This window comes from Bradyrhizobium sp. U531 (assembly GCF_051710265.1).
Classification (GTDB): Bacteria; Pseudomonadota; Alphaproteobacteria; order Rhizobiales; family Xanthobacteraceae; genus Bradyrhizobium.
The window spans coordinates 17696-30715 of the sequence record NZ_JASVEN010000004.1 but is presented as its reverse complement, the minus strand read 5'-3'; the positions used below and the strand labels follow the sequence as shown (position 1 = coordinate 30715).

The 13020-nt window shown below is 63.4% G+C and carries 11 protein-coding genes; all 11 read left to right on the top strand.

The window, feature by feature from the left end; all coding sequences use genetic code 11:
- Positions 1-111: 111 nt before the first annotated feature.
- Complete coding sequence (locus tag QRQ56_RS19605) at positions 112-636, top strand: hypothetical protein (RefSeq protein WP_438742411.1); 525 nt, start codon at positions 112-114, stop codon at positions 634-636.
- 123 nt (positions 637-759) lie between these two features.
- Positions 760-954: a hypothetical protein gene (locus QRQ56_RS19600; RefSeq protein WP_438742410.1), complete on the top strand. Its 195-nt coding sequence runs from the start codon at positions 760-762 to the stop codon at positions 952-954.
- 24 nt (positions 955-978) lie between these two features.
- On the top strand, positions 979-1569 hold the full coding sequence (locus QRQ56_RS19595) for an SCO family protein (protein ID WP_438742409.1): 591 nt from the start codon (positions 979-981) through the stop codon (positions 1567-1569).
- Between the two features lie 248 nt (positions 1570-1817).
- Complete coding sequence (locus tag QRQ56_RS19590) at positions 1818-2753, top strand: transporter substrate-binding domain-containing protein (RefSeq protein ID WP_438742408.1); 936 nt, start codon at positions 1818-1820, stop codon at positions 2751-2753.
- A 183-nt stretch (positions 2754-2936) separates the two neighbouring features.
- Positions 2937-4631 (top strand): lysine--tRNA ligase, encoded by a 1695-nt coding sequence (locus QRQ56_RS19585; protein WP_438743005.1) that lies wholly within the window; start codon positions 2937-2939, stop codon positions 4629-4631.
- Between the two features lie 196 nt (positions 4632-4827).
- Entirely contained in the window at positions 4828-5829 is a 1002-nt protein-coding gene (locus QRQ56_RS19580; protein ID WP_438742407.1) for an ABC-three component system protein, read from the top strand.
- Positions 5817-6320 (top strand): ABC-three component system middle component 2, encoded by a 504-nt coding sequence (locus tag QRQ56_RS19575; RefSeq protein WP_438742406.1) that lies wholly within the window; start codon positions 5817-5819, stop codon positions 6318-6320. The genes QRQ56_RS19580 and QRQ56_RS19575 overlap by 13 nt, the downstream gene beginning before the upstream one ends.
- 2 nt (positions 6321-6322) lie before the next feature.
- Positions 6323-8200, top strand: a complete 1878-nt coding sequence (locus QRQ56_RS19570) for a hypothetical protein (RefSeq protein WP_438742405.1) — start codon at positions 6323-6325, stop codon at positions 8198-8200.
- A 350-nt stretch (positions 8201-8550) separates the two neighbouring features.
- Positions 8551-9516: a hypothetical protein gene (locus QRQ56_RS19565; RefSeq protein WP_438742403.1), complete on the top strand. Its 966-nt coding sequence runs from the start codon at positions 8551-8553 to the stop codon at positions 9514-9516.
- Between the two features lie 510 nt (positions 9517-10026).
- A complete protein-coding gene (locus QRQ56_RS19560; protein WP_438742402.1) occupies positions 10027-10749 on the top strand; it encodes a hypothetical protein in 723 nt (240 codons plus the stop codon).
- Positions 10750-10755: 6 nt separating this feature from the next.
- Complete coding sequence (locus tag QRQ56_RS19555) at positions 10756-13017, top strand: hypothetical protein (protein WP_438742401.1); 2262 nt, start codon at positions 10756-10758, stop codon at positions 13015-13017.
- Positions 13018-13020 lie beyond the last annotated feature (3 nt).

Sequence of the window (13020 nt, the reverse complement as noted above, 5' to 3'; positions counted from 1 at the left end):
GAATTTGTTTTGAGCCAGCCGGCCTGCCTAGACAAAACCGCGGTTACGACGGACGCTAGCAGTGCATCACCACCTGACACGCAGATTCGAATTCGACTGGGGCGGGGGACAATGAAGTTTCTGACGGGGTTGCTTGCGGCGGTTCTCTTGATCGCTGGCATGGGGGCATCTCACGCGGTGGTTCGGATCGCGGATGACCGCGGCGGCCGGATTGGAACCTACGTCGACAAGTACCAGGACCTGCGTCAATCCGGCGAGACCGTCATCATCGACGGCCTGTGTGCCTCCGCCTGCACCATCGTCCTCGGCGCCATCCCGCATGATCGCATCTGCGTGACCTCGAGCGCGACGCTCGGCTTCCACGCCGCCTGGGACTTCGGCAACAATGGCCGCGCCGTCACCAATCCCGAGGCGACCCAGATGCTCTATGCGATGTACCCCTCGCAGGTGAAGCGCTGGATCAGCCAGCGCGGTGGTCTCACCCCCCATATGCTGTTCCTGAAGGGCAAGCAGCTCCAGGCCATGTACAAGCCCTGCTACCTGGACGCGCAGGCCTCGACCATCAAGCCGCCGCGCCGGCCTCTGCCGCAGCAGGGGGAGCAAGTCGAATCCGCCCGCGGCCAGCTGCTGCACTAACCCTCCCGGCCTGACATTCCGACCCGCCTGTGACGCCTTGAGGGCTGGCGGCGCCTTGCCCGCCGGCTGGCCAAAGCCTATCTGTGGGCTTGGGAACCGGGGCCTTCGCCCCCGATCGTTGTCATGGCTCAACCACTGCACCCGACGCATCCGTTACAGGACAATTCGTCCACTGCCGGCCGAACGCCGTCCGTGCTGCTGTGGACGGGCGCGGCGGTCTTTGGATTGCTCCTGCTCGGCGCGCTGGGGCTGTGGTTTCACTACGGCACGCAAATGTTCTTCGAAATCATCAGGACCGGTTTCGCCGCCTGCTTCTGATCCGCGACAGGAAGTTTTCCGCTCATGAGTTCCGCCACCCGTCCGCTGGTGATCGCGACCGCCTTCGCCGCAAGCCTCGTTGTCGGGCTCCTGATCCTGTTCTGGGCCATGGGCGGCGTCAGCAAGGTGGCGCAGCCGGCCGCGATCGGCGGCCCGTTCCAGCTCACCGACCAGCACGGCAAGGCCGTCACCGAGAAGAACCTCAAGGGCAAGCCGACCCTGATCTTCTTCGGCTACACCCATTGCCCCGACGTCTGCCCGACCTCGCTGTTCGAGATCTCGGAAGTGCTGCGCGTGATGGGCAAGGATGCCGACAAGGTCAACGCCGTCTTCATCTCGGTCGATCCCGAGCGCGATACGCCGGCGACCATGAAGGAATATCTGTCGAGCTTCGATCCGCACCTCGAAGGCCTGTCAGGCGATCCCGCCGAGACCGCCAAGGTCGTCACCGCCTACCGGGTCTACGCCAAGAAGGTCCCGACCAAGGACGGCGACTACACCATGGACCACACCGCCCTGATCTACCTGATGGACCGCGACGGCCGTTTCGTCTCGCCGTTCAATATGAAACGGACCCCGGAAGAGGCGGCGGCGGATTTGAAGAAGTATCTCTGAGGGCTGCGTTTGGGCCCAACCGTATCCACATCGTCATGGCCGGGCATAGCCGTCCGAAGGACGGCGTCGCTTCCGCTCGCCTATGTCCCGGCCATCCACGTTCTTGGGGCGGCGGGAAAGTTCGTGGATGCCCGGGACGAGCCCGGGCATGACGGCGGAGAGACTTCGGCCCACAATCGGCGCTCGCGTTCCCGCCGGGATGGTCTATAACGCCTTCCGATCCCAGTGAAATTCGTTCATTCCGGCCGATGGCTCCGTCGCACCAGGCGAAATCGTTCAAATCTGTCCGTGGCTTGCTGGCGGCGCTGACCGCCGGCCTCTGCCTGCTGTCAGGCCTCCCCACCGCAAACGCCCAGGCACCCGCCAAGCGCCCCCCGGCGGCGCCCCAGGCCACGCCGCAGGTCGCCCCCCAGGCGGCGCCGCAGGCCGTGCCCGGCTTCTGGGATCCGCGACGTCGTCCCGAACGGCCGGATTTGTCGCGCCTGACCGTGATCCGCTTCCTGACCGAGACCGACTACCCGCCGTTCAACTACACCGGCGCCGACGGCAACCCGGCCGGCTTCAACGTCGATCTCGCCCGCAGCCTGTGCGAGGAGATCAAGGTCACCTGCACGGTGCAGATGCGCCGCTTCGAGACGCTGGTCGATGCGCTCTCCTCCAACCGGGGCGATGCCATCATCGCCTCGATGGCAGTGAGCCCGCAGCTGCGCGCCCGGGTCGATTTCACCGATCCCTATTACCGCGTGCCGGCGCGCTTCGCCTCACGCAAGGACGCGGTGATGCCGGAGATCCGGCCCGAATATCTCGAGGGCAAGAAGGTCGGCGTGATCGCCGGCTCCGCGCATGAAGCCTATCTCAAGGCGATGTTCACCGACGCCGAGCTGCACCCCTATCCCAACGACGATGCGATGCGCGCCGCACTTCGCAAGGGCGAGGTCGATTTCATCTTCGGCGACGCCATTTCGCTGGCGTTCTGGATCAACGGCACCGATTCCGGCGATTGCTGCGCCTTCTCCGGCGGCCCCTTCGTCGAGAGCCGCTTCTTCGGCGAAGGCGTCGGCATCGCCGTCCGCAAAGGCAACGACGTGCTGCGCCAGGCCCTGAACTGGGCACTGTTCCGGGTCTGGGAAAAAGGCCGCTACACCGACCTGTGGCTGCGGTATTTCTCGGTGAGCCCGTTCTAATCCCGCTGCCTCCTCGTCGTCATTGCGAGGAGCGCAGCGACGAAGCAATCCAGAATCTTTCCGCGGAAGCACTCTGGATTGCTTCGCTACGCTCGCAATGACGGTGGGGGTGGTTACACCATCCCGCAACTTTTGCATTCCGCGCAAAAATCGCTATTTTCCGCGGCCCGGAGGCCCTTCTTGATGTCTGTTATCGATCCCAGCATGAGCCCGAGCGACTTACGTGCGCTCGCCGAACAATCCAACGCCTGGCCGTTCGAGCAGGCGAAGGCCATTGTCGCGCGGCTGAAGAAGAGCCCGAAGGACGAGGTTCTGTTCGAGACCGGCTACGGCCCGTCGGGCCTGCCGCATATCGGCACGTTCGGCGAGGTCGCGCGCACCTCGATGGTGCGCCATGCTTTCCGCGTGCTGACCGAGGACAAGATCAGGACGCGCCTGCTCGCCTTCTCCGACGACATGGACGGCTTCCGCAAGGTACCCGACAACGTCCCCAACAAGGAGATGCTGGCCGCTCATATCGGCAAGCCGCTGACGCGGGTGCCGGATCCGTTCTCGAACGAGTACCCCTCGTTCGGACACCACAACAATGCGCGGCTGCGCGCCTTCCTCGATCATTTCGGCTTCGACTACGAGTTCGCAAGCTCAACCGACTACTACACGTCGGGCCGCTTCGACGCGACGCTGCTCAAGATGCTCGCCGCCTACGACAAGGTGATGGAGATCATCCTGCCGACGCTCGGCCCCGATCGCCGCGCCACCTATTCGCCGTTCCTGCCGATCAGCAAGACCAGTGGCATCGTGCTGCAGGTGCCGATGATCCGCCGCGACGTCGCGGCCGGCACGGTGACCTATGTCGACCCTGATACGAACCAGGAAGTCGAGACGCCGGTCACCGGCGGCAACGTCAAGTGCCAGTGGAAGGCCGACTGGGCGATGCGCTGGGTCGCGCTCGGCGTCGACTACGAGATGGCCGGCAAGGACCTGATCGATTCCGTGAAGCTCTCCGGCGCGATCGCCCGGGCGCTCGGCGCCACGCCGCCCGAAGGCTTCAACTACGAGCTCTTCCTCGACGAGAAGGGCCAGAAGATCTCGAAGTCGAAGGGCAACGGCCTCACCATCGACGAATGGCTGCGCTACGCCTCGCCGGAATCGCTGACGCTGTTCATGTATCGCGAGCCGAAGGCGGCGAAGCGGCTGTATTTCGACGTCATCCCGCGCAACGTCGACGACTACCAGCAGTTCAGCGATGGCTTCGCCAAGCAGGACGCCAAGCAGCAGCTCGGCAATCCGGTCTGGCACATCCACAACGGCAAGCCGCCGAAGGCCGACATGCCCGTCACCTTCCAGCTGCTGCTGACGCTGGTGTCGTCGTCGAACGCGGAGAATGCCGAGACGCTGTGGGGTTTCATCGGCCGCTATCGTCCGGGCGTGAGCCCGCAGACGCATCCGAAGCTCGATGCGATGGTCGGCTACGCCATCAACTATTATCGCGACTTCGTCGCGCCGACGAAGACGTTCCGCGTGCCCACCGACACCGAGCGCGCCGCGTTGCAGGATCTGCGCGATGCGCTGTCGCAGCTTGCGCCGGACGCCTCGGCCGAGGACATCCAGAACGTCGTCTACGAGATCGGCCGCCGCGAGCCGTTCCTGGACCAGGTCAAGAAGGGCAAGGACGGCCGTCCCGGCGTCACGCTGGACTGGTTCAACATGCTCTACCAGGTGCTGCTCGGCCAGGAGAAGGGCCCGCGCTTCGGCTCCTTCGTCGCTGTGTATGGCGTGCAGAACGCCGTCAACATGATCGACGGCGCGCTGGCAAGTGCCAACCGACCCAAAGTAAGCCCGCAGACTGACCAAGTCGGCCCGCAAACGGAAGCATAGTGCGCCCGCGACCGGGCGCCTCTAGCACCGCAAGCCCCTATCGGTACAGGAAGGCTTAGGGCGATTTGCGCTCGGACAACGAAACGACGCGCTTGACAGCGGCCCGCGACGGCGGGCTCTATGATCGTCTCCCCTTCGACGGCAGAGATGGACACGAACGCATGCGCTCGGCGGTTAACCGAATCCGGAGAAACCCGTGATACCCAATTTCGCGGCCCATATCCGGGCTCTCAATGATGAGCGGTTAGAAGCATTCGTGAAGGACTGGGTGAGCCGCCGCACGCGCGATTACGTGGAAACGCAGCGCTGGTCCGGCCCAGGTGACATGGGCCGCGACGTTGTCGGATACGCCACGCCGTATAGGCATGAAGGCGACTGGGACAACTTCCAGTGCAAGCAGTTATCGGCAAGGCTCTCGGAAAACGACGCCTTCGTCGAACTCGGGAAAATTTTCATGCACGCGGCGGCTGGGGACTACAGTCTGCCAAGATCCTATACCTTTGTGGCGCCCAAAGGCGTCGTGCGGAAGGTTCAAAATTACGTCGCCAATCCCAACCGCTTTCGGCAAGCGTTCCTCGACAAATGGGAGGAGATCATCGCGCCGCAGCTCGTCGAAAACCAGGTAATCGCGCTCACGCCGGAGATTCGCGACGTCATAGGGCGCTTCACGTTCGAACGCGTCTATTGGCTCGATGCCGTGGGGTTAGCCGACGATCCCTATGCGAAAGCGGCACTTGTACATTGGTTCGACCATGACCCCGGCGCCGCACCTCCGGGGGTCACTCCGGAGGCGCCGCAGGAGGAGGAAGCGCCGTACATCGAGCAGCTAATCCATGTTTACGGGCAACGGCTCAACGTCAGCTTCGACGGTTACGACGCAGCGCTGGCGGACCCGGAGTGGGGGCAGCATCTGCGAGACCAGCGCACTCGATATTTTGATGCCGCCTCGTTCGACCGACATTACCGCGACTCGACGCCGCCAGACTATCTGGTGACTTTCAAGCGCGACCTTTACGATGGGGTCGCGGACACGTACCGCGATCAGCATCACGACGGATTAGCCCGTGTTTTGAGGGTCTTGGCGCAAGCCTCGCAAGTTTCGCCGGCAGGTGTCTTGGGGCGGCATGCGACAGTTGCCGTCAAGCAGGGAACTTGTCATCAATTCGCCAATGAAGGACGGCTGCCATGGAGAAGGTGACAGAGGGGCCCCGCTCCCACCCGTTCAACTCCGCGCTGGAGACTGGCATTCGGGCCCTCGTGATACTCGAAGCTTTCCATCCGCGCCTTTGCGACCTCACCGAGCTTACCTGGTTCGATCACCTGGTCGTGCATACCGGTGACATCCCGGGCGAGGACGTTCCAATCAGCCTCCATCCGGATCTTCCCAATAGGACCGGCGAGCTTCTTGTCCGGCGCCGGCTAATTGAGGACAGCCTACGGCTTATGCAGCGAATGCACTTGGTCGACGTGGTTGATGGTGCGGAAGGTATCGGCTTCACGGCTAGCGAGGACGCGCCGAGCTTTCTTGCATTGCTGAAGGCGCCCTATACCCTTGAATTGAAGAAGCGCGCGGCCTGGCTAGCCGCACATTTTGCCTCGCTGTCTAAAGCGACAATCCGCGATCTGGTCGATGAGAAAATCGGCCGGTGGACGGCTGAATTCCGGATCCCCCACGCTTCTACGAGCTGAATGTGCCCAAGCACGGCCTCGCCCTTCGACATCTCGTATTCACCGGCCCGGGACGGGAGCCGGCGGCTCTGTCGTTCGAAGACGGGGTGAATGTCGTCTTTGGCGCATCGAATACCGGCAAGTCATTCATCGTAAAGGCCATGTCCTACATGCTGGGGGCCCGAGCGAAGTTGCCGAAGATCCCCCAAAGTAACGGCTACGACTCGGCCTGGCTCGGGCTGGTGCTGCCCTCGGGGCGGGAGGTCACCTTGTATCGCTCGACCAAGGGCGGCGGCATGAGGCTTCATGATGGATTGGTAACGGATGCTCCGAAGAACAGCGGCGTCGTGCTTGCGATCGCCGACAACAAGAAAGACGAGACCGTCTCTCACTTTCTGCTAGCCGCGATCGGCTTGGCCGACAAACAGGTCGTCAGAAACGCCAGCGCGGATAAGGAGCCGCTTTCGATCCGGCTGCTCGCGCCCCTCTTTCTGGTCGAAGAAGACCGGATCATCTCTGGGCGCAGTCCGATCCTCTATTCGCAGCAACACACCGAAGTCACTTTTGAAAAGAACCTCTTTCGGTTGCTGCTGACTGGTCTGGATGATTCAGGCGTTCAAACGGTGATGTCGAAGGGCGCCCGCACGGTAGCTACGAACGCAAAGGTCGAACTCCTCGACGAATTTATTCAACAGATCGACGAACAGTTGGGCGAAGGCGAGATTGATCGCGCTGACCTTCAGAGGCAAATTGAGAGTATCGATGCCTCTCTGGCGGCGTTGTACGAAACCATGCAGCGCGCCCAGGACGAGATCGACTCGCTGGTCTCCGAACGACGGACAAAGACCGACAAGAAACTGGAACTCTCCGCGCGCCTGGCAGAGCTCGAAGTCACTCTGCAGCGCTTCGCGAGCCTGGACGCGGTCTATAGCTCCGACATCGCTAGGCTCGAGGCACTTGAGGAGGGAGGGTTCATTCTCAGGGCCATGAATGGACAAGATTGTGCCGTATGCGGCGCTCCTCCGAGCGCGCAACGGCACAATCACGCCGCTGATGAGATCGAGCGGTCGCATGCGGCGGCCGCGGCCGAGGTTCGCAAGATCGAGCGCGAGCAGCGCGTTCTAGCACGCACCGTCGCGTCCCTGACGGCTGAAACCGGGGGACTGCGATCCCTAATTGCAGAACTCGATCGCGCGCTCATCGGCATTGAGCAGACGATCCTCGATGCACGGCCGAAAGAGGCTGCGGCAAGAAACGACTACGAGGTCTTCTTCTCGAAGAAAGGTGAACTCGAGAAGATCACCTCGCTTCTCGCACGACGAGACTCGCTCGTAGTTAAAAAATCTCAAGTTGAGGAAAAGCCGGCGGCAACGAAGCCCGAAGATAAGATGCAGGTCGGTATTGACGGCCCCACCGCATACACGTTTGGGAAGGTCGTTCGGGAGATACTCGAGATATGGGGCTTCCCCGACGCGTCCGAAGCGCAGTTCGATCTGGCCACCAGCGATGTCACCATTGGTGGTAACGCTCGCGCAGACAGTGGAAAGGGCGTGAAGGCCATTCTGCATGCGGCGGTCAACGTTGCGCTGCTGCTTTACTGTCGCGAGCGCAATCTGCCACACCCCGGATTCGTGGTGCTTGATACGCCTCTGCTTACCTATCGCGAACCGCTAGAGAGCAAATACGGCGAGTTGTCTGCGGACGAACTGAAATTGCAGCGGACGGGCTTGGCGACGCGTTTCTACGATCACCTGGCAAGCCTGAAGGATGTCGCGCAGTTCGTCGTCATCGAGAACAAGGATCCGCCGGCCGACGTTGCCAAGCCGATGCCGATCCAGACGTTCACGGCCAACCCGAACTCGGGACGCTACGGGCTGTTTCCCGTTAAGAGAGTGGACTGATCTAACTTGTTATTCCCGCTTCGGAAGCTTGTAGGTGCCATCCAGCCACCCAGCCAAGAGTTCTCCAACCACCGCCGAGACACTCGTCTTGTCTCGGATCGCCTTGATCTTGGTGTCTTCGATTGTCTGTTCGTCGATTAGCACCTGGAGCGGAGCCTTGCCTTCGGGCGCGCGAGGTCCGCTCCGGCTATTCCGCTCCGCCTTCGGCTTACCCGTCTTAGCCACCTTATCCCCCTGATTCGACCGCGTTAACCATGATGCACGGCCCGTTCATGGCAGCAACATCAGAGGAGACCAGGCGCACATGTGCGCACTTGACACGGAACCCCTGATAGCTTATTTGGAATTTTATGGAGACTGCAGAAGAGGTCGATCTCGTTCAGCTCAACATCCCCCAGGCCGCGCAATTTGCCCGGATCGAGGAGTTGTGGCCCGAGTTCGGCCATTCCCTGCAGGTGCTGGCCGCTTCCGACGGCGGCGGCATGGCTTGGCGGACCGTCGACGGCATCGAGTACCTGACGCGCTACACGCGCCAGGATGGCAAGCAGAAGGTCAAATCCCTCGGACGACGGACCCCGGAGACCGAAGCCATTTTCGAGCAGTTCGAGAGCACCGTGTTGAAGGCCCGGCGGGTCCGGAGGGAGCTGAGAGAGGACGTCCTGATGTCCTGCAAGCTCGCGAAGGCCTACGGCGTCGCCCGGCTGCATGGCCGCTTGGCCGAGACCCTCGACTGGCTCTGGTACACGGGGGCCTCAAGTCGGCTTTCGGTGTTCGGCGGCACCGCTCTGCTCGCCTACGAAAGCGGCTCCGGGATCCTGGCACCGGCGGCGCTGATCAAAGACCAGCACCTGCAGTTCGTCGCCCGGACCGAGGACCTCGAGACCCTTAATCTAGCCGAGATTGCCGAGGCCTGCGACGTCGACAACGAAGGCGCCACCTGGAAATACGATGACGACCGGTACCTGATCCGGACCAAGCGCGAAAGGCGCCTGCTGGCCGAGGTCTTTCTGCCGACCTACTTCGTTCGGCGGCTCGATGGCGATGCCCATCTTGAGCTCAAGGCCATGCTCCGGGGGCCCGGTGCCAAGGGCCTGACCTTTAGCCGGGACACGCGTCCCATCGAGCTCACCGCGCTGGACCCGTCCGCCTACGCGATCGCGGCCCACTGCATGCGTGACGACGAGCTCTGGGCAGAACGGGCGGCGTTCGCCTGCTCGCTGGTCAGACACCGCTGGCCCGACGATTTCGACCTGGTCCAGGAGACGATTCTCGATGCCGACCCAGACGTGCGCTGGGCTCGGCTCAGGGGGCCATGATGGAAACGGAATCTGACGCGACAGCGTGATCGCTGTGGACAGCCTGTTGAAAACCACCCCTGGTCGGGCGGACCACGGCGCCGGCGAGTGGCGGATTTCTCAAGGACTCGTTTGGAGGCGGATCGGCGGAAACGTCGATTCCGCGGCCATGAACGAGGTTAACGAATTCTGAAGCCAGGCGGCTGGAGCAGCTCTCCGGCCTGGAAACAAGCTTATTGCGCGCGACGATCGCGATCGTCAGGGTGAAACCAGCGAAAAGGAGAAGCGACCCCAAAACGAAAACGCGGCCCGTGCAACCGGACCGCGCTCTCGATGGGAAAACCAGAGAAGAACCTCGGAAGAGGAAGCCTCTAACCGGCCAACACCAACTAGCACCCGGACCAGACCATCTCTGGGCCGGGTTGGCAAGACCGGCCCGCGGCACCTCTTCCTCAGATCCACGGAATCCATCGTCACGCCCGGGAACCCCGTTTCCGGCGACGGCGGAGCCTTGTCCGGACCGAACCGACCATGATGACGCGTGAACAGTATCTGACGCCCGATCCGAACATCCCCGCGCCGCGGGCCCTGCCGCGCCGGTGGAGGCTCCCCAGCGAGCAGGCGACCCGCGGAGCGCGCTCGATCGGCTTCTCGTCGAAGGGATCGTCCCGCACGGTCTTCGTCGTGGACGGCAAGGTCGAGGGCGCGGAGTCGGACCTCGAGCTCTACAGCGGCCTATGGATGCTGGCGCAGCCCGCCATCGTCGACGTCGTCAGCCAGTGGCCCCAGGTGCGGTACATGGACCGCGATCGCGTGCTCCGTCGGTTCACCTTCGATTTTACCTCGGTCCACGCTGACGGGTCGCGCACCGCGCATTCGGTCAAGCCGGCGAGCAAGGTCGAGGCGTCGGAGGTGGAGGAGATCCACCTCCTGCTGCAGCGGCAGATGTCGCCGGCGCAAGCCAACCGCATCAACCTGATCACCGAGGCGAAGCTGAAGCCCGAGGACCGTTTCAACGCCGAGGCCATCTACATGGCCCGCCGCTTCCCGGTGCCCGAGCACGACGTCGTCATCGAGAGGCTGATCGCCGACCTCCATGGCACCACAACGGTCGGAGCGCTGCGCGTGGACAGCGGGCTGCGCGGCGCCGCCTATCGCGCCATCGTGCGCGCGATCGCGGACCGCAAGCTCAAACTGGTCGACCATGTCCGGATCACGTCGGATGCGGTTGTTCGCCGCCCGAAGAGCCGCTGAGCCCCGATGGCGCACCTCCGCACTCAGCCCCCGGCCCCGCCGCCGATCCCGGTCGGTGCTCCGCCGTTCCGCTACGGGCCCCACGACCAGATCGTCATCGACAGGGTGGCGTACACGGTCGTCGGCTTGGTGCGCGGCATGGTCACGATTGCGCGGGAAGACAACCCGAACGTGACGCAGACGCTGTCGCGCGACGATATGAACGTGGTCCGCCACAGTAGGGGCTTCAGCTACAAGCGGGACTTCTACAATCCGGAGGCGGCGCGGGCGCGGAAACATGCCGGCGTCCCTTATGTCAGCGACTTGCCGGACGCGGAGCAGAAGGAAATCCTCTGGAAGGAGCGCTGGTGTCTGGCCGCGTTGCGCCGGAAGCATCTCGACCGGGCGCACCCCGAGAAAATCTCGTTCAGCGACGACAGCCTCGAGGTCGCCATCCCGCAGATCGCCAAGGAGATCGGCAAGCTCGAGAAGGTCATCGCGCAAGGCGGCAAGCGGAAGCGGGCCGGCCAGAAGATCGTGGTCGTCGAGGGTCCTGGGAAGAAGTGCCTCCGCGAGTGGTGCAATGCGCTGATCGCCGGCGGCATGAACCCTTTGGCCTTGCGCAACCAGCTACGCAGGTGCGGCAACAGGCTCGATCGCCTACATCCCGAGGAATATGCCTTCCTGGTCCGCTTCGCCCGCCTGGCCGCCACGCCGGATCAGCCCAAGGCGCCGGTGATTTGGGACAAGATGTCCTCCGCGATCGCGGCGGAAAACAAGAGGCGACCGCCTACCGACCAGCTCAAAGTGCCGTCGGAAAAGCGCCTCCGCGAAGAGATCGACGCGATCCCCGCCTACGACATGATGGCTGGCCGAAAGGGAACGGACATCGCTCGAAACTACTTCCGCGCCATCACCTCTGGACTGTCCGACGTGGTCCGTGCGCTGCAACGTGTCGAGTTCGACGAGTGGGAGGTGCATTTGCATGTGCTCGCCGTCATGACCGGCGTGTGGGACACGTGGAGCGAGGCGCAGAAAAAGGCTGTCGAAAAGGTGCGTCTGGTGCTCTGCGTAGCGCTCGACGTCGCCACCAAGTGCGTCGTGGGCATGAGCGTCGCCCTCACTGCCTGCCCGGAAAACGCGGTACGCTGCCTGGAGATGACGGTCTCGGACAAGCAGTCCTACGCTGACGCGGCCGGCGCGACGACGCCGTGGGAGATGTGCGGCACTCCCGAGACCGCGGTGGCCGACGCGGGATCGAGCTTCGCCAACTACGATTTCCACGCCAGGAACGTCGATCTCGGCATCAAGTTCACGACTACGGTGGCCGGCCTACCGTGGCTCCGCGGCAGCGTGGAGCGCATCTTCCGGTCCATCGACGACAAGTTCATCTCACTCTTCGCCGGTCGCACCTTCGGCAACGTGGTGGAAAAGGGCGAGTACGACAGTGAGGGCAACGCCTGCCTCACCATCGACGAGTTCGTCCTGGCGCTCGTCCGCTACAAGATCGACCACTATCACAACCACCCTCACGAAGGGCTCGGCGGCGAAACGCCCCGCGCCGCTTGGCTTCGTCTGACCGAGGAACTCGGCGTCGACCCGCCGCCCGACGACAACCTCCGCCGTGTTGTGTTCGGCCAACGGTTGTCCCCGATGCTCGGGGCGCACGGACTCCGCGTCCTAGGCATCGACTATCAGTCCGACGAGCTCAACGCGCTGTTCAGGCAGGCGGACCACATCAACGTGGAGGTCCGGGTCGACCTACGCAATCTCGGCGCCATCTCCGCCAAGATCGGTGACGACTGGGTCACGGTTGACGGCGCGCCCGAGCTCTTCCGCGTCACGGCGGAGGACTGGATCTGCGTCTGGGACGATCTGCAGGCTCGCAACGCGGTCGTCGACGCCATCACCCGCGACATCCTCGACGATAGTATCGCCCACCTGGTCGAGGTCGGACGCATTGCCCGCAAGCGCCGGAACATCGCCGAGGAGCCGATGGATGCGGAGAAGCTCGCCTACCACCAGAAGCGCATGGGCATCGGAGTCAAATTCGCCAGCGAGCGGATCAAGGAGGCGGCCAAGGAGCCCGTCGACCTGATGGACGGCTCCCTCGTCGTCGGCGGTGACGCACCTCAGGTCGCGTCCGGTGTCGAGGACGCCGCCCAGAGCGCCGAGCCGCAGCAGGCCGCCGCGAAGGCGGCGCGGAAGGCCGCTCCGGGCCGCCCGGGCGACACGGCAAAGAAGTCGCTGGCCAAGGACCGCCGCGCACGCTGGAAATTTGAGGAGTGAGAC